The organism is Candidatus Baltobacteraceae bacterium, assembly GCA_036488875.1.
Taxonomy (GTDB): Bacteria; Vulcanimicrobiota; Vulcanimicrobiia; order Vulcanimicrobiales; family Vulcanimicrobiaceae; genus JAFAHZ01.
Genome location: DASXGW010000012.1, coordinates 145,649 through 163,024 on the forward strand (window position 1 = coordinate 145,649; position 17,376 = coordinate 163,024).

Here is a 17,376-nt window from a genome sequence, read left to right on the forward strand (position 1 = left end):
GCCTCGTATCTGGGGCGATGGAACTCGAAATCCGCGCGCTTACCAAGCGCTACCGCAGCGTCGTTGCCGTCGACAACTTTTCGCTCACGCTCAAGCCGGGTATCCTCGGTTTGCTCGGGCCCAACGGAGCGGGAAAGTCGACGCTCATGCGCATGATGGCGACCGTTACGCGCCCAACGTCCGGCACGATCGCGCTCGACGGCGCCGACGTGGCCAAACATCCCGACCCGTTGCGCAGAACCCTCGGGTACCTGCCGCAAGACTTCGGCGTCTATCCGCACCTCAACGCGGTGGAGTTTTTGGAATACGTCGCCGCGCTCAAAGGCCTGGATCGCCGCGCGGCGCGTCCGCGTATCGATCGGCTGCTCGAGATAGTGAACCTCGGCTATGCGAAACACCGCGCGCTTGGCGGTTTCTCCGGCGGCATGCGCCAGCGCGTCGGAATCGCGCAGGCACTGCTCAACGATCCCAAGCTGCTCATCGTCGACGAACCAACGACCGGTCTCGACCCCGAAGAGCGCGTGCGTTTCCGCACCATGCTGCGCGAGCTCTCGGGCGAGCGGATCATCATCTTGTCGACGCACATCTGCTCGGACGTCGAGACCACGGCCGACGACGTCGCGATCGTCGCGCGCGGAAAACTGCTCAAGCGCGGCTCGCCCGCATCGCTCGTCAACGGTTCCGGCTCGCTGGAGAACGCGTATCTTCGCACGATTGAAGCGGACAAAGCCGCGGCGTGAACCAGCTGCAGATCGTCTATAGCATCGCGCGCGCCGACTTTTTAGAGCGGACGCGGCGTTATCAGTATCTCGCGACGCTGGTCGTTACCCTGATCGCCGGCGTCTTTTTCGTTCCGCCGCAAAGCGCGAACTACGTGGCCTTTAACGTCGACGGTTATCGTGGCATCTATAACTCGCCCTGGATGGGCGCGATGATGGCGATGCTGGCGACGACCGCGCTCTCGCTGTTTGGTTTCTACCTCGTAAAAAGCGCCATCGCGGTCGATCGCGAAACGCGCGTCGGCGAGATCGTCGCATCGACGACCGCCGGAAAACTCCAGTACGTGTCGGGAAAGTGGCTTGGAAACGCCGCCGTGCTGCTTTCGCTGGGGATCGTCCTCATCGCCGACGCGGTCATCATGCAGTTGGTTCGCGGTGAAGATCGCAGCATCCATTTGCTGGCGATCGTGACGCCGTTCGCAATGGTGTACGTCCCGGTCGTCGCGCTCGTCGCCGCGATGGCGCTGCTCTTCGAAACCGTTCCCTTCCTTCGCGGAGGCCTGGGCAACGTCGTCTACTTCTTTACGTGGATCTTCGGATTGAGTATCGGCGCGCAATCCTCGAAAGCAATCCCCGCGCCCTGGAACGATCCGCTCGGGCTCTTCATGGTCGGCAATCAGGTCCATCATGCGGTCGCGAAGATCGCGACGCACGTAACCAAGGGCTTCGACTTGATCATGGGCAGCGATCGCGCGTCGGCACACGAGCGTCTGTTCGTGTGGCACGGCTTCGCGTGGACGAGCGCCGACTTCGCCGCCCGTTTAACGTGGTGCGCTGTCGGCTTCGGAATCGTGTGCTTCGCCGCGCTGCTCTTCGACCGGTTCGCGAACAACGTTTCGCCGGCTCGGGAGCGCGCACCAAAAGCGTGGCAGACGAATACGGCCAACGCCGTCGCGCGCGCGTTCGCCCCGGTCTTGGATTTCGTCTTCGCCGGCGACTTCGGCGCGCTGGTGCTCGCCGAGCTGCGCTTGATGCTCAAAGGCTCGAGCTTCTGGTGGTACGCGGTCGCTGCCGGTCTCTGGATAGCGACGATCGCCTCGCCGTCGAAGGGCCAAAGCATCGCGCTGGGGTTGGCGTGGCTGTGGCCGATGTTGACGTGGTCGCAAATGGGAACGCGCGAGTCGCTCAACGACACCGAAGGCTTCGTCTTCCCGTCGCTGCACCCGCTGCGCCGGCAGTTTGCCGCCCTATGGATCGCCGGCATCGTCCTGGCACTGACCGCCGGAAGCGGCTCGCTGCTGCATTGGGCGGTCGCGGGCAACTGGATTGCCGTCGTCGCGGTCGTCGTGGGTGCGATCTTCGTTCCCACGCTAGCGCTGGCGTGCGGTGCCATATCGGGCACGAGCCGGTTGTTCGAGATCGTGTATTTGGTGCTGTGGTACGTTGGTCCGATGAATGCAACTCCCAGCATCGATTTCACCGCCGTCAGCGGTATGGCAATGGCGCTGCCGGGAAGCGCGATTCTCGCGATCGTCGCATTTGCGGGCCGCCGCTCGCAACTCGCGCACGCCTAAAAAGGCTCGGTCTTCTCGCCTGGAATAGATGCGGCATGACGTTCGCATCGAAATCGCTCGCCGTCGCCACGGCGCTTGCATGCTGTCTCTACGCCGTCGGAAGCGCGGCCGGGACGAAGCCGCCGGTGAGTGCGGAGGATCTCTACAAGCTCGTTCTGATCTCCGATCCGCAGATCTCGCCCGACGGGCGTGCCGTCGTCTTTATCGCGTCGCGCATGAACGGTCCCCTAAACCGCTACGACACCAACCTTTGGACCGTGAGTACCACGGGCGGTACGGCACCGAAGCAACTGACGACCGACGGTCACGCGTCGTCGCCTTCTTGGTCGTCCAACGGGCACACGATCGCTTTTGCCGACGACGCATCGGGCACGTCGCAGATTCAGACGGTGGATACGGCGAGCGGCACGGTCGCTACGTTGACTACGGGAACGCAGAGTTCGGTCGCGCCGCTGTTTTCGCACGACGGCAGCCGCATCGCGTTCACGCGCATTTCAGTTGACCCACGGCCGCCCGCGCAGATCGATTTCACCGCAGCCGGTTTCACCCCGTCGCCGCAGCAGAAGACGAGCGACATCCGCGTCATCAACGACGAACGGTACGAAGCCAACGGCGAGGGCTACACCTACGACGTGCACGAGCATCTGTGGGTAATGAACGCCGGCGGATCGGGCGCCGCGGCGCTGTTGAGCGACGATCGCTGGCCGGAGACGCCGGTCGCGTGGTCTCGGGACGACAAGCGAATCCTATTCTCATCGCTGCGGCACGCGACGCCGCTCGCATTCGAAAACGACCTGTACACGATCGCCGCGACCGGCGGCTCCATCGAACGGGTCGCTTCGCCGCAAGAAGCCAATACGGCGCCGGCTTTTTCTCCGGACGGCTCGCACGTCTACTTTCTTGCCGGCGGCGTGAAGGACAGCGCGGAGTATCCCGCCCTCGTGCGCACCTCGCTCGACGGCAGCGGCCGCGAGACGATTTTCGGCAAGAACCGCCACTTGCTCGGCGACTGGGTGCTCGCCGATTTGAAGATGCCCGGTGCGGTGTGCGGACCGATCGTCGCGCCCGACGGCAAAACGATCGTCACCGATGAAAGCGGTCCGGGCGTGACGCGACTCGTGCGCGTCGACGTCGCGAGCGGACGCTTCACGGCGCTCACGCACGGCGGCGAGGCGTCCGATTGCACCGCAAGCTCGGATGGCACGCGCATTGCGTACGCCTACGCCGACATGCTGCATCCGGCCGAAGTGTACGTCCTTGACGCGCGTTCCGGAAAGACCACGCGGCTGACGTCGCTCAACTCCGCGTACCTCGACTCGGTCTCACTCTCCGTCCCGCAGCCGTTTTCGGTACGCGACGAAGCCGGCTTCGAGGTTCCGGCGTGGTTCATGCCGGCAGCCGGCCCTAAGTCGGGTGGACCGCGCCCTACGATCGTCGCGATTCACGGCGGTCCGCAAACCGAGGCCGGCGAGACGTTCTTTCACGAAATGCAGTTTTGGTGCGGCCTGGGTTACAACGTCGTCCTCGTCAACGCGCGCGGTAGTACGGGCTACGGATACACCTACGAGCGCGCGCTCGAGGGCCATTGGGGTCCACCGATGGAACGCGACGTGATGGCCGTGGTCGCCGCCGCTGCAAAACGTCCCGGCGTGGATCCCAAACGGATCGGCGTGACGGGCGGAAGCTACGGCGGATACGCGGTGCTGTGGCTGATCGGCCATACGAACCGGTTCAAAGCGGCAATCTCCGAACGGCCGGCTAGCGATCTGGCCACGCAGTCGATGACGTGGTTTCTCGCCAGCCCCAATGGATTAGGCGGGAATTACGCGTGGGGAAAACCCTGGGACCCCCATAGCGCCAATGCGGCGGATTCGCCGTTTACCTACGTCGAGCGCGTCGTGACGCCGGTGCTGCTGCTGCACTCGACGCAAGACACCGAGACGCCGATCGATCAAACGCTGGACGAGTTCTCCGCATTGCGCCAGTTGGGGAAAACGGCCGTTTTCGTCGAGGTTCCGGGAGAGAACCACGATTTGAACCGAACCGGGAGCCCGCTGCATCGCGTGGAACGACTTCACGTGCTCGCCGATTGGTTTGCGCGGTGGCTGAATCCGTAAGGTGAAAATGAAGCGCTTTGTTCTCAAGCTGCTCTCGATTGCGGCCGGCGTTTTGACGCTGGGCGCCGCGGCCGTCGTTCCCCTGGATTATCGCGCGTACGATGCGTGGAGCGTGCCGTCGACGGCCGCGTTATCGAACGACGGACGGTATCTCGCGTACGTTCTCAAACCCGAGGACGGCGACCCGGGGCTCGTCGTCCGCGAAATTGCGACCGGTCGCGATCGCCGCGAGGCCCGCGCGAGCAATCCCGTCTTCGCCGGAGACGGACGCTTCGTCGTCTTCACGCGCACCGCACCGTTCGCCGCGATAGACGCGGCGACGCGCGCGCACAAACCGCCCGACCAAATGCCGCATGGCGGCGCGGGCGTTCTCGATCTTCACGCCACCGCGCCGGCACAAATCACGGAGCAAATCGAACACATCGTCGTACCCAAAGATAGCGGATCGGTTATCGCCCTGCGCGCGTACGCATCGCCCACGCCCAAAGCATCCGCGTCGCCCGACCCGCTAAAGATCAAGGAACCCGGCGGCACGCTCACGATCGAAGATCTCGCCGGCGGCACGCGTGCGGAGGCTGCCGGCGTGACCGACGTCGTTGTGTCGGACAACGATCGGTTTGTCGCCTACGCGACGCAGACGCAGGCCGGTACGGGCGACGGCGTTCGTATCTACGACGTCGCGCGCGGTGCGACGCTCGACGTTGCAAACGGCGAAGGACGCTATCGCAACCTCGCAATTGCAAAGGACGGATCGCTTCTCGCTTTTTTGAGCGATAACGCGTCGTATGCGTCGGACGCGCCACACGACGCACTCTACGTCGTCGACTTACGCGCGGCACACCCGGCCGCGGTGAAGGCGGTCGACGCCGGCACGAACGGGTTGCCGCCCGGCAATGCCCCGAGCGCCAACGGCACGGTCACGATTTCGGATGACGGTAAGCGCGTATTCTTCGGAACGGCGGCGGCACCGACGCCGCGCCCCGAGTCGATTCCCGAGCGCATGCCGGTCGACTTGTGGAGTTGGAAAGACGACTCGCTGCAATCGCAGCAAAAGCACGACGCCGCTGCGGAACGCAAACGCACGTACGCGGCGGTATACGACGTTGCGAGCGCGCGCTTTGCGCAACTCGGCTCGCCGCAGCATCGCGACGTCGAGTGGAATCAGAATCCCAACGTGGCTTTGGCGGAAAACGATCTGCCGTATCTGCGCGCCGAATCGTGGCTTGGGCAAACCTACGACGATCTCTGCGCCGTCGCGCTCGCCGGGGGCGCGTGCACGCCGCTGGCGACGCGGGCGCACGATCCGTCGCTTTCACCCGGCGGGCGCTTTGCAATCTACTGGGACGAGTCGAGCCGCCACTGGATAACCGTCGATACGGCAAGCGGAAAGCACGTCGTGCTCGCGCGGCACGCTCCGGTCCGGTTCGATCTAGAAAACGACGATCGCCCCGAACTGCCGCAGCCGTATGGGATGGGCGGCTGGGTGACGGGCGACCGCGGCGTCTTCATTTACGATCGCTACGACGTGTGGCTGGCCGATCCGCGGACCGGCGAGGCCGTTGACTTCACCCGCGGAACGGGTCGCGCGTCACGCACGGTGTACAGCCCCGTTCAACCCGATCCGCGCGCGCGAGCTTTCGACGCGTCGAAACCCGTGCTGCTCTCGCTGATCGACGAGCGGTCCTACGCCAGCGGCTATGCACGCGTCGCCGCAACGGGCGGTACGCCGGTCACACTGCTCAAACGCGACGCCGTCGTCTACGGCGAACGCGAACCGCTCAACGGTAGTCTTCACGACCTCACGCTGCCGCCGGTCGCGGCCCGCAATGCGCCGCAATACGCGTATCTCGTCGAAACGTTCGAAGATCTCAATCTTTGGACGAGCGACGATTCGTTCGCGCATCCGGTCAAAATCAGCGACGCCAATCCGCAGCAGTCACAGTATCGCTGGGGCACCGAGCGCATGATCTCGTATCGCCTCAAAGACGGTACGCCGATGCGCTCGGTCATGCTCGTTCCCAACGGATTAGCGCGTAACCGGCGCGCGCCGGCGATCGTTTACTTCTACGAAGTGTGGACGCCGATGTTCCACACGTACTACCGGCCCGGTCCGGGAACGGAGCCGAACGTAAGCCGCTACGTCTCTAACGGCTACGTTGTGCTGCTTCCCGACGTGCGTTATCGCACGGGTCATCCCGGTCCCAGTTCGCTGGAATGCGTTCTTCCCGCGGTGGACGCCGCGGTGGCGACCGGGTACGTCGATCCCAAGCGAATCGGCATCTCAGGCCATTCCTGGGCGGCGTATCAGATCAATTACATGCTCACGAAAACGCATCGGTTCCGCGCGGCCGAAGCCGGCGCGGCGGTCGACGACATGTTCAGCTCGTACGGCGGGATTCGTCTCGAGAGCGGCATCGTGCGCGAGTTTCAGTACGAGCACACCCAGTCGCGAATCGGCGCGACGCCGTGGGACCGTCCCGATTTGTATATCGAGAACTCCGGACTGTTCGGCATCAGGAACGTAACGACGCCGTACCTGACGATCCACAACGATCAGGACGGCGCGGTTCCGCAGTTTCAAGGGATCGAGTTCGTCACCGCAATGCGCCGGCTCGGCAAGATGGCGTATCTCTTCTCGTACGACGGAGAGTTTCACGGACTGCATTGGCGCGAACAGCAGAAAAACTGGACCGTTCGGCTCGATCAGTGGTTCGACTACTGGCTCAAAGACGCACCGCGCCCCGCATGGTTCGACGGCATCGATTACCTGCACCGCGGCGAGGAGAACGTCGACGGCCTGTACGGGGAGCCGGTCCCCACCGCATCGCCCGGCCCGTAGAGCGGGCCGGCAGGATTCTTGAAACGACTGTTTCAAGAATCGCCCATGAGCAAAGGTGCGCGCTGGGCCGCATGGAGCGTGGCGGCCGTGGTTGGATTGGTCCATCTCGCCGCGGCGGATCGTTACGGTGCGTTCCGCAACGAACTCTATTTCATCGTCTGCGGCCGCCACCCGGCCCTGGGCTACGTCGATCAGCCGCCGCTGGTGCCACTGCTGGCGGCGGTCACCCAGTTTGCCGGAACCCACGTGTGGGCGCTGCGCCTGCCGGCGGTCATCGCCGCCGTCGCGCTCGTTCCGCTCACCGTCGCGCTCGCACAGCTTTTAGGCGCGAGCACGCGCGCGGCGTGGCTTGCCGCCGTCGCGGCCGCGTGCTCGCCGCTGCTCATCGCCATGACGGCCGCGTTCTCGACGTCGACGTTCGAACCGCTCGATTTTACGGCGATCGCTTACCTAATCGCTCGCGCGATTCTTCGCAACGAACCCAAGGCGTATTGGTGGGCCGGTGCGGTTGCCGGTCTAGCGTTCGAAACGAAGTACGGCGTCGTGATGTGGGGCGTCGGTCTCGCAGCCGGCATACTGCTCGCGGGTCCGCGTTGCGTGCTGCGCTCGCGCGATGCGTGGATCGGCGCCGGCATCGCGGCGCTGATCGCCCTGCCCAACGTCGCGTGGCAAGCGGCGCACGGACTTCCCTTCCTCGAGCTCGTGCGCAACGATAACGCCGGCAATCTCACCGGTTCGCCGGCGGCGTTTACGATCGATCAGATATTTTCGGTAAACGTGGTACTCGCACCGCTCTGGATTACCGGCCTCATCGCTCCGTTTACGTTGGCGCGTCTCAAGACGGCTCGATTTCTTTCCATCGCGTTTGTGGTCACGGCCGCACTCGTGATGGCCAGTCACGGCAAGAACTACTATCTCGCCGGCGCGTATCCGGCGATATTCGCCGCCGGCGCCGCCGCCTGCACGAACCTACCGCGCTTACTCGTCGCGGGGTGGTCGCTGCTGGCCGCCGTCAATGCTGCGCTCGCGCTGCCGCTGGTGTTGCCGGTCGCTTCTCCCGACGGCTTGCTGCGCATGATGAATCGCATGTCCTTCAAGCCGCCGCCGATCGAACGCGCCTGCCTCGGCGCGCCCATCATGTGCCAGATGGCCGATCAGTTCGGATGGCCGGAGCTCGCGCGCCGTACGGGCGGTGTCTACGCGGCGCTTCCTCCGGTCGACCGCGCGAAAGCCGCCATCTTCGCTTCGAACTACGGCGAAGCGGCAGCCATCGACGTTTATGGACAGAATCTTCCACCCGCGTTGAGTGGAAACAATCAGTACTATTTGTGGGGGCCGCGCGGCTACGACGGCTCGACGGTGATCGCGATCAACGTCGATCCCGCAATCTGGTCGAAGTTCTGCGACTCGGCGCGCACCGTCGCGACGTTCGGCGACTCACCGTACGCGATGCCGTTCGAGCGCAACCGCCCGATCGTGCTCTGCCGTGGGATGCATCCCCCGCTAGCGCAGATGTGGCCGAACTTCAAGCACTACGGCGTCGAGAATCTTGGGGAAGGTCCGTATACTCGGCCACCAGCCACGCAGCTCCGGTAATCAGGAAATTCAGCGCGAACTCCGACCAGTTCCCGTGCAGCTCGCCGTGAGTAACCAGCGCGGGCACCCAGACCAGTAAGCCGAACAGCGCGAGCATCAACGCCATCAAGCGTAAGGCGAGCCGCGCCTGAACGTTGATGAGAATGGCGATTGCCGCGAGCGCGAACGCGATGGTCGTGAGTATCGCCCAGAACATCTGGTTCGGCAAGATCCACGACGGTACCAGACTCGCCGTGAACTTCAAGTAGGCGATCTGCGCCCAGGCAAACGAGACCGTGCATATGCCCATGCCGATGCGCGAGGGATCCGGCTCGTACGCCGCAAACGCGCCGCACACGAGCGCGAGAATTTCGAAAAACAGGACGTACGAACCGTACGTACCCGGATGGGCGACGATGCTGGGAACGCATCCTAACGTAAGCACCGCGTACGTGACGCCTAGAAGGGTTGCTCCGGAACGCGCTGCGCTCGGGAAAAGGATCCCGAGGCCACCGGCAATTTGAGCGATCGCGAGAACGTCCGCGAGAATCGGCTGTTTGAAGTACGGCAAAGCCTGCCACGTGTCGGCGTCGTGCCAGATCAGGCCGATAACGCCGAACAGCACCGCCGACGCGCCGAAGACGATACGCCCGTACAACGCCGTTTGCATGGAAACCGTAACGCGCGTGGGCTAAAATCTGTGACCGCATCGAATCGGGCGAGGGGCGCCGCGCATTTTGCGTGAAAAGACGAGCCCATGTTGGCCTGCGCAGTGCTGGTTGCCGCCTTGAGTTTCTCGGCCACCCTGATTCCCGTCGCGGGCGACACCAATCCGGATCTGCAAGGCATCGCGGTCGGACCGGACCGGGCGTTGTGGTTCGTCGAGTACGAGGCCGGCGCCATCGGGCGGGTCACGACCGACGGGAAACTCACGGAGTTTCCGTTGCCGAAGGACCGATTCTTCGGCCTGCAGTCGATCGTGGCGGGTCCCGACGGTGCGTTATGGTTCACCGAGTACGTCGCCGGCGCGATCGGACGGATGACCACTAGCGGGAGCTATACGGAATACGCAATTCCCGACGATGCCGGCTCGGCTTCCCCGACCGGCATTGCCGTCGGCAGCGACGGTGCGCTGTGGTTCACGCAGTACGAGCGTAGCAAAATCGGGCGGATAAGCGTCGACGGTAAAATTGCCGAATATCCGATCGGCGCCGACGGCGAGCCGTACGCGATTGCGCCGGGTTCCGACGGAGCCTTATGGTTTACCGAACGCCATCACGGCATCGGACGTATCGGTACCGATGGAAAGATCAGCGACTATCCCACCGGTTCGCTCGAGGCCCGCGACCGCGATCCTTTTGCGATCGCGGCCGGCCCCGACGGCGCGCTATGGTTTACCGATACGACCCTCGGCGAAATCGGCCGGATTACGACGCACGGAGCGCGCACGTACTACACGGTCGGCGAACACTCGCCACCCGAAGCCATTACCGCCGGATCGGATGGTGCGCTGTGGTTTACGACGTACGACGATCAAGAGTTTGGGCGCATCACGACCCACGGCGTCACGACTTTCTACTTACGCAAACGCCACGACGACATGCACGACAATCCGTTCGGACTCGCAACCGGCCCCGATGGCGCGCTGTGGTTTACGCGCTATAACGATGCCGCGGTCTCCCGAGCGAGCATCCGCTAACCCGGGCCCGTACCGCCGCAGCCGTAGTCGAGCGTCGTGCTGCACAGCACGAGGTCGAGCGTCGTCTGCGCGCTCTGCTTCACGACGACGTCACGCTTTTGCGGGGGCACGTCGTCGGAGTTCGCCTTGAGTATGTAGTGTCCGGGCAAAAGACCCGTCAGACGATACGCACCGTGCGCGTCGGTGGTCGTGTGATGCGAACCGATCGCGATCGCGACGCCGGGCAACGGCTGCCCCGTCGTTGCGTCGGTCACGTGGCCGGCGAGCACGGCTAGCGCTAGGGCGGCGGTTTGGGCAAGCAGGCGGCGGAAACTCCTCATCGGAGTCGAATTCTCGTAGCGCAATGATCGGCATCCTGTTGGCGGCAGTGATTATCCCCAATTTTAACGCAGACCGGGCCCTCGTGGTACTTGCTCGCGACGACGAGACCGTGGCGGCCTGCACATCGGAGCGACCTGGTTCGCTGCGCCCGGAAAACGTGAAATTGACGCTCCTTTCCCGCGGCCCTGAGCTGGTCTTAGTGGAGATGTACGACGACACGTGCGTCTGCGGAGCGCACAACTGCCCGTTCTGGATCTACCGCGTGCGCGGAACCGAGGACCAGCGGCTTGCGACGTCGTGGGCCTACGACGTAAGGGTCGTCCCGGCCGACGGCGGTGTGCCCGACGTCGTCGGAACCTCTCACGATAGCGCAGCCGTATCGGACGTCGTTCGGTTCGCCTACCGCAACGGCACGTACGTGGAGGCCGAGTCGTGGAAGTTGCGAGGCGACGACCGCAAGCCGATCAGCGTTCCGGTGCGCTTCGCGCCGGGGACATCGAGCGCGCGATTGCACGGCACGATCGGTCTCGGCTGGACCGACGACTACACCGTCGTCGCCGCCAAAGGGCAAACTTTGGAAGTCTCCGCGGTTGCGGGCAAACGGCCAACGCTTATCCGGCTGATGGGTAACGACGTCAATCAAACGCTGACGCCGGGACGTTCCTTCATCCTGCCGGCAGCTGGCACGTACACGATCGACGTCGATCTCGGCTACACGGACGACGATCGCGACGCAGCCTACGCGTTTACCCTTTCGATCCGCTAACCCCGCGGGACGCTAACGCAATGGCGCGCGCGAGCCCCGCTCGCTCGCTACCGAGCTTCACCTTTGGCGCCAGTGCACGAATCTGCCGCCGCAGCAGCCGCGCAAAACGCGGATCGTTCACGAAACGGTCAATGAGCGCCGCGAGCGCCGCACTCGATCCGACCGCATAATAGCCGGCATACCCGGGTCCGAACACACCGGCGTTTCCGTCGATGCGCGAAGCGAGCACCGGAACGCCGTTGGCGATCGCCTCGCTTGCGACGTTGGCGCCACCCTCCGAGCGCGACGAAAGCACGAGCGCGTCGCAACCCGCGAGCAGACGCAGCGCGCGCGATCGTGAAACTTCACCGAGGTAACGATAGCGCGGATCGCGCGCCTCTACCGCTTTGACGCGCGCCGCGTAGTGGGAATCGAGCGTGCCGCCGGCCTGCCGCACTTCGACGTCGACACCTTCGAGATAGCGTAATGCATAAGCGGCCCGCAGCGGATCCTTCTCGCGACGCAAATGACCGAGCACGCAGAGGCGCGCCGGTCGCCCTTTTACGCTTCTTCGTCTGACGCTCGCGCGCTGCGCCGACTGTACCACCGCGATCGCGCGTTTTCGCAGCCGTTTGGGAAGCCGCTCGATGGCCAGCGGCTGCAGCGTGACGATGGCGTTGGCAGCCTCGAGTGCGCGCATCGCCCGCCGGCCGTGCGGAAGCTTCCCGTATACGTCGGTCCCGGTCAGTACGACGACGATTGGGCGATCCGGGAAGCGCTTGCGAAAGGCAGCAACGAACGGCGCGCTCTTATCCGCGTGCAAAGCAACCAGGATGCCGGCATCGGGGACCGCTTGCGATGACGCCGCAATGCGCGTCTTGTATCCCAACGAACGCAATATGCGGGAATACCGCTGCGCGGTGACGGAATTGCCGGACCGAGAACTGGGACTTGTGGGAGATGCGATGACGACCGACGTAACGGTCCCGCCCGCGGAAGCGCTGCTCGACGCGCGCGCGCGAACGCTCGCGCTCGTCGACGACTTGCGCGACGATCTCCTGCTCGTGCCGATGCTCGATACCATCAACCCCATTTTGTGGGAAATCGGGCACGTCGCCTCTTTTACCGAGTTCTGGACGCTGCGCCACTTGCACGGTCGCGATCCCATGATCGCCGGTGCCGACAAACTCTACGATTCGGCGAAGGTCGCGCACGACGCACGCTGGTCGCTGCCGTTACCGTCGCGCGCTCGAACGATGGACTTCATGGCGCGCCAACTCGACGACACGCTCAATCATCCGTGCGACGACGCGCGGGCCGGATACTTCAACACGTTATCTTTATTGCACGAAGACATGCACGACGAGGCGCTCATCTACACGCGTCACATCCTTTCGTACCCGCAACCGCAGTTCGGCTTCGCGCCGCTTCCTCACAGCGCCGAACGGATCGAAGGCGACGCGCACGTGCCCGCCGGCAACTACACGATCGGCGCGCGACCGGGTGACGGTTTCATCTTCGATAACGAGAAGTGGGCGCACGAAGTTTACGTCGACTCCTTTTCTATCGCAAAGCGCACCGTAACCAACGCCGAGTTCGCCGCCTTCGTCGAAGCCGGAGGATACGCGCGCGACGACCTGTGGAGCCACGAAGGTTTAGCGTGGCGCAACCAAGCGCGGGCGCAACATCCGGCGTACTGGCGCGAAAACGGCGGCCTGTGGGAACGCCGGCAGTTCGATCGCTACGTTGCGCTGCGCGAGCGCGAACCGGTCGTCAACGTCAACGCGTTCGAGGCGGAGGCGTATTGCAAATGGGCCGGTCGCCGCTTGCCAACCGAAGCGGAGTGGGAAGCGGCGGCATCGGGGCCCGCGCACCTTCGCTTTCCGTGGGGTGACACGTCATGGACGCCGGAGCGCGCCAACCTCGACGCGCACTACGGCGGCGTCTGTGAGGTCGACGCCTTCGCGAGTTCGGCCGGCCCGTTCGGCTGCGTTCAAATGATAGGCAACGTCTGGGAATGGACCGCGACTACGTTTCTCCCCTACCCAGGCTTCTCGCCGGATTCTTATAAGGAATATTCAGAGCCCTGGTTTGCCACGCACCGGTCGCTGCGGGGTGGCGCGTGGTCGACGCGGGCTCGCATGGTGTCCAACCGCTGGCGCAACTTTTATCGCCCGCAACGCGTCGACATTATCACGGGTTTTCGCACCTGCGCTCGCTAGCCTAACGAAGGAGGTACCGGTGTCCGTTCGAGAGATCGAAGGCAAACGCACGACCGACTCGGGCTTGCTCTACGGAACTTTGGCGTTCCTGGCTATGGCCGTCATCGGCCTCTTCATCGTCAAGTGGTTTCCGTATTGGAATAAGGCGCACGTAGCGGCCGCAACGCACGCCATCGGGTCGTCGATCGTCAGCGGCAAGAGTATCGCGCCTCCCGCCGCCGGGCTCGCCGCGGCGTGGCAGTACACCGTCGCCTACTTCAACTCCGTATGGATGGCCGTCGTCCTCGCACTACTGCTCGGAAGCAGCGTTCAAATCTTCGTTCCGCGCCGCTGGCTGCTGCGCATGCTGGGTGCGCGAAACGCGAAGTCCGCCGCGATCGCCGGAGCGCTCTCGCTCGGCGGGATGATGTGAACCTGCTGCACCGGGCCGGTGGTCATCGGCCTTCGCAAACAGCATGCCGCCGTCGGCAGCGGGCTTGCCTTCTTCCTCGGCAATCCGGTTCTCAATCCGGCCACGCTCGTCTTCATGGGCTTCATCCTGGGCTGGCAGTTCAGCGCGATTCGCCTGGTCGTGGGCCTGCTGCTCATCGCGATCGTGGTTGCTATCGCCAACCGAATGACGACCGACGAAGCGTCCGGCGAAGCGCCGGCACCCGAACTCGCTGCGATCGAGCGCCCCGACCGATCGTTTGGAACGCTGGCTATCGCCTGGCTCAAGGAACTCTGGAACGAGATCGTCGCCATCATACCGGGCTACGTGCTGATCGTCTTCATTCTTGGTGGATTGCGCGCGTGGTTCTTTCCGCCGGATTTTACCATTCACGCCTCGGGCGTCGCCGGAATGACGCTCGTATCGCTGGTCGGAACGTTGTTCGTGATTCCGACGGCGGGCGAGGTGCCGATCGTGCAAACGCTGCTCGCACACGGAATGAGCATCGGCGCCGCCGTGGCGCTCATCATCACGCTTCCCGCGATCAGCTTGCCGTCGCTCTTCATCGTCCGCAAGGCGTTTCCGGCCAATGTGCTGGCGATGACGTTCGGCGTGATCTTCGCCGGCGGGTTGATCGCCGGAACCATCGCCCAGCTCGTCGACCGCTAAGGCGTCTTAGTTCGTGACGAAAGCAGACATCACGAGGCTAACGCACCTCAGCGACTGCGCGGGTTGAGCGTCGAAAGTAGACGCTAGCGTCCTCGCGCAGGTCCTGCGCGGGCTGCCTCCGATCTCGGATCCCAACGTCATCGTCGGAAACGCGAGCGCCGACGATGCTGCGGTGTATCGCTTGGACGACCAGCGCGCTCTCGTCGTCACGGTGGATTTCTTCACGCCGATCGTTGACGACCCGTATGATTACGGCCGCATCGCCGCGGCGAACTCGCTGTCCGACGTCTACGCGATGGGAGCGCGGCCGCTATGCGCGCTCGCGATTGCGGCATTTCCGGAAGACCTCGATCCCAGCGTCATCGCAGCGATTTTACGCGGCGGTATCGACGTCGCCGCATCGGCCGGAATCGCGATCGTCGGCGGTCACACGATCAAAGACGCCGAACCGAAGTACGGACTCTCCGTCACGGGCATCGTTCATCCCGATCGGGTTTTGCGTAACGATACCGGACGTGCCGGCAACGCGCTGATTCTTACCAAACCGCTGGGTACCGGCATCGTTACGACCGCGCGCCGCAGCGACGTCGTCGACGACACCGCGCTTGCTCCGGCGGTCGAGTCAATGGTGACGCTCAATCGCGCGGCGAGCGAAATCGCGCTGCCGTTCGAGATTACGGCGATGACCGACGTCACGGGCTTTGGGCTGATCGGACATCTGCGCGAAATGCTCGGCGGCCGGCTGGGCGCGCGGATCGACGGCGCGTCGGTTCCGCTGCTGCCGCACGCCCTGAGTTTGGCCGCGCGCGACGTCATGCCGGGCGGCACGCGCAAAAACTTCGCCGCAGCGCTAGAAAACGGCGCTCGTTTCGGCGCCCGGCTGCCCGCCGGACTCGCGACCGTTCTGTGCGACGCGCAGACGTCGGGCGGTCTGCTGATCGCCGTCGACGGCTCGCAGGCTCAAGCATTGCTCGATGCTTTGCGCGCAGGCGGAGTGCGGGACGCGTCCATCATCGGCAGCCTTACCGATTCCGGGTCGATCGACGTTACATGGGCCGCTTGATCGACGACTCGAACATTCGCGCGAGGGTCGGTAAGCCCTCACAATACGTCGGGTGGATGTGCACCGAATCGTCGAGCGTCTTCCACGTCGAGCCGGCTTGCATGTGCGCGATAAAGACGTGCACGATCTCCGAGGCTTCATAGCCGACGAGGCTCGCGCCGACGATCTTATCGGTCGCTTCGTCGACGACCATCCGATAAAATCCGCGCTCTTCACCCCATTCGATAGCGCGTGCGACGTCGCTCAGCGGTATCTCCTCCCGCCGGGCACGGATGCCTTTCTTGATCGCTTGATCGTAGGTGAGGCCGGCGCGACCAACTTGCGGCTCGGTGAAGACCGCGTATCCCAGAACGCGGTCGCTGCGCGTGCGTTTTCCGCCGGCAATGATATCGACCATCCGGCGATAGTCTTCCCACGACACGTGGGTAAATGCCGGCTGGCCGCTGACGTCGCCGATGGCGTACACGCCCTTGCAAGACGTATGGAACTGCTCGTCTATATTGACGTATCCGCGGGAATCTAACGCGATGCCCCCTCGCTGGCAGTCGAGCGCGGCGGTGTTCGGCGTTCGACCGGTCGCGACGAGAAACCGATCGCCCTCGAAGCGCTTACCGCCGGCGAGCTCGACCGTAAAGACGCCGTCCTTGAACGTCACGCTCGACACCGCAGCGTTGAGCTGCAGATCGATACCGTCAGCGTGTAGCGACTCTTCCAAGCACGCACTGACGTCGCTTTCTTCATTGTTGAGCACGCGATCGCCGTTGTGAAGAATCGTGACCTTGCTGCCTACGCGCGCCATGCCTTGCCCGAGCTCCAGACCGATGTATCCGCCGCCGAGCACGAGAAAACGCTTTGGAAGCTCCGTCTGGCCAAAGAAGCTCACGTTGGTCAGATATGGGGTATCCGCGAGGCCCGTGACGTTAGGGATGGCAGCTGAAGTTCCGGTGTTGATCACGATCAGCGGCGCGGTCACTTCGACGTCGCCGCCCTTGACCGTGCGTTGCGCGGTGAAGGCTGCCTCGGCGTGCACGATTTCCACGCCGGCATCGGACAGTTTCTTTTTGATCTCGTCACGGAAGGACTGCCGGATATCGCGCAAGCGGTTCATGACGAACGGAAAGTCGACGCTGACGGTCGCGTGTACGCCGAGATTCTTTGCGCGGCGCGCTCGCCCGGCATTGTGTGCCGCGGCCAGAAACGATTTAGACGGCGTGCATCCGTAGTTGATGCAGCTCCCGCCCAGTTCGTCGCGCTCGAAAAGCAGCACGTGCCGGCCGCCCTTGGCGAGCTCGACCGCAAGCGGAACTCCGCCTTGCCCGCTGCCGATAACGATCGCATCCGCTTTTTTCATACAAGAATAATACCTCAACCCACGCTTGCTTGGCCTCCCGGAGCCGAATCGT

Annotated in this window: 13 protein-coding genes and 2 pseudogenes; 11 read left to right on the forward strand and 4 right to left on the reverse strand. The window is 63.9% G+C overall.

All coding sequences use genetic code 11. From position 1 onward, the window contains the following. The first annotated feature begins 17 nt into the window (after window positions 1-17). The 5 genes from VGG89_13675 to VGG89_13695 are packed head-to-tail and all read left to right on the forward strand — an operon-like array spanning window position 18 to window position 8,845. On the forward strand, window positions 18-740 hold the full coding sequence (locus VGG89_13675) for an ABC transporter ATP-binding protein (protein ID HEY1977599.1): 723 nt from the start codon (window positions 18-20) through the stop codon (window positions 738-740). Next, window positions 737-2,293, forward strand: coding sequence for a hypothetical protein (locus VGG89_13680; GenBank protein ID HEY1977600.1), 1,557 nt, complete (start codon window positions 737-739; stop codon window positions 2,291-2,293). Before VGG89_13675 ends, VGG89_13680 begins: the two co-directional genes overlap by 4 nt. Before the next feature lie 35 nt (window positions 2,294-2,328). Next, window positions 2,329-4,410 (forward strand): S9 family peptidase, encoded by a 2,082-nt coding sequence (locus tag VGG89_13685; GenBank protein ID HEY1977601.1) that lies wholly within the window; start codon window positions 2,329-2,331, stop codon window positions 4,408-4,410. A 7-nt stretch (window positions 4,411-4,417) separates the two neighbouring features. After that, window positions 4,418-7,249, forward strand: coding sequence for a prolyl oligopeptidase family serine peptidase (locus VGG89_13690; GenBank protein ID HEY1977602.1), 2,832 nt, complete (start codon window positions 4,418-4,420; stop codon window positions 7,247-7,249). A 45-nt stretch (window positions 7,250-7,294) separates the two neighbouring features. After that, window positions 7,295-8,845: a glycosyltransferase family 39 protein gene (locus VGG89_13695; GenBank protein HEY1977603.1), complete on the forward strand. Its 1,551-nt coding sequence runs from the start codon at window positions 7,295-7,297 to the stop codon at window positions 8,843-8,845. On the opposite strand, the gene VGG89_13700 is transcribed toward VGG89_13695, so the two are convergent. After that, window positions 8,775-9,494, reverse strand: a complete 720-nt coding sequence (locus VGG89_13700; GenBank protein HEY1977604.1) for a hypothetical protein — start codon at window positions 9,492-9,494, stop codon at window positions 8,775-8,777. The two genes, VGG89_13695 and VGG89_13700, sit on opposite strands and share 71 nt — an antisense overlap. An 87-nt stretch (window positions 9,495-9,581) precedes the next feature. Here VGG89_13700 and VGG89_13705 point away from each other — a divergent pair, with 87 nt between their 5' ends. Further along, window positions 9,582-10,523, forward strand: coding sequence for a hypothetical protein (locus VGG89_13705; protein HEY1977605.1), 942 nt, complete (start codon window positions 9,582-9,584; stop codon window positions 10,521-10,523). On the opposite strand, the gene VGG89_13710 is transcribed toward VGG89_13705, so the two are convergent. After that, a complete protein-coding gene (locus VGG89_13710; protein ID HEY1977606.1) occupies window positions 10,520-10,843 on the reverse strand; it encodes a carboxypeptidase-like regulatory domain-containing protein in 324 nt (107 codons plus the stop codon). The genes VGG89_13705 and VGG89_13710 overlap by 4 nt on opposite strands. 158 nt (window positions 10,844-11,001) lie before the next feature. Here VGG89_13710 and VGG89_13715 point away from each other — a divergent pair, with 158 nt between their 5' ends. Further along, complete coding sequence (locus tag VGG89_13715; GenBank protein ID HEY1977607.1) at window positions 11,002-11,610, forward strand: hypothetical protein; 609 nt, start codon at window positions 11,002-11,004, stop codon at window positions 11,608-11,610. On the opposite strand, the gene VGG89_13720 is transcribed toward VGG89_13715, so the two are convergent. Then, on the reverse strand, window positions 11,591-12,487 hold the full coding sequence (locus VGG89_13720) for a glycosyltransferase (GenBank protein ID HEY1977608.1): 897 nt from the start codon (window positions 12,485-12,487) through the stop codon (window positions 11,591-11,593). The genes VGG89_13715 and VGG89_13720 overlap by 20 nt on opposite strands. On the opposite strand from VGG89_13720, the gene senA reads away from it, so the two are divergent. The 4 genes and pseudogenes from senA to selD all read left to right on the forward strand — a co-directional run bounded on the left by senA (window position 12,459) and on the right by selD (window position 15,973). Beyond that, window positions 12,459-13,811 carry a selenoneine synthase SenA gene (senA, locus tag VGG89_13725; GenBank protein ID HEY1977609.1) on the forward strand — a complete coding sequence of 451 codons (1,353 nt, stop codon included), beginning with the start codon at window positions 12,459-12,461 and terminating at the stop codon, window positions 13,809-13,811. The two genes, VGG89_13720 and senA, sit on opposite strands and share 29 nt — an antisense overlap. A 19-nt stretch (window positions 13,812-13,830) precedes the next feature. Continuing rightward, the gene (locus tag VGG89_13730) at window positions 13,831-14,223 is read left to right on the forward strand and encodes a hypothetical protein (GenBank protein HEY1977610.1); all 393 of its coding nucleotides are present in this window, start codon (window positions 13,831-13,833) and stop codon (window positions 14,221-14,223) included. Window positions 14,224-14,238: 15 nt separating this feature from the next. Beyond that, window positions 14,239-14,910 (forward strand): annotated as a pseudogene (locus VGG89_13735) (permease). A gap of 82 nt (window positions 14,911-14,992) precedes the next feature. After that, window positions 14,993-15,973 (forward strand): annotated as a pseudogene (gene selD, locus VGG89_13740) (selenide, water dikinase SelD). Here the strand turns inward: selD and VGG89_13745 are convergent. After that, window positions 15,957-17,324: an FAD-dependent oxidoreductase gene (locus tag VGG89_13745; GenBank protein ID HEY1977611.1), complete on the reverse strand. Its 1,368-nt coding sequence runs from the start codon at window positions 17,322-17,324 to the stop codon at window positions 15,957-15,959. The pseudogene selD and the gene VGG89_13745 overlap by 17 nt on opposite strands. Between the last annotated feature and the right edge of the window lie 52 nt (window positions 17,325-17,376).

Excerpts from the sequence above, each read along its gene's own strand:
- VGG89_13685 (HEY1977601.1), top strand. The coding sequence starts at position 2,329 with ATGACGTTCGCATCGAAATCGCTCGCCGTCGCCACGGCGCTTGCATGC.
- VGG89_13675 (HEY1977599.1), top strand. The coding sequence starts at position 18 with ATGGAACTCGAAATCCGCGCGCTTACCAAGCGCTACCGCAGCGTCGTT.
- VGG89_13695 (HEY1977603.1), top strand. The coding sequence starts at position 7,295 with ATGAGCAAAGGTGCGCGCTGGGCCGCATGGAGCGTGGCGGCCGTGGTT.
- VGG89_13705 (HEY1977605.1), top strand. The coding sequence starts at position 9,582 with ATGTTGGCCTGCGCAGTGCTGGTTGCCGCCTTGAGTTTCTCGGCCACC.
- VGG89_13710 (HEY1977606.1), bottom strand. The coding sequence starts at position 10,843 with ATGAGGAGTTTCCGCCGCCTGCTTGCCCAAACCGCCGCCCTAGCGCTA.
- VGG89_13745 (HEY1977611.1), bottom strand. The coding sequence starts at position 17,324 with ATGAAAAAAGCGGATGCGATCGTTATCGGCAGCGGGCAAGGCGGAGTT.
- senA (HEY1977609.1), top strand. The coding sequence starts at position 12,459 with ATGCGCGTCTTGTATCCCAACGAACGCAATATGCGGGAATACCGCTGC.
- VGG89_13690 (HEY1977602.1), top strand. The coding sequence starts at position 4,418 with ATGAAGCGCTTTGTTCTCAAGCTGCTCTCGATTGCGGCCGGCGTTTTG.
- VGG89_13700 (HEY1977604.1), bottom strand. The coding sequence starts at position 9,494 with ATGCAAACGGCGTTGTACGGGCGTATCGTCTTCGGCGCGTCGGCGGTG.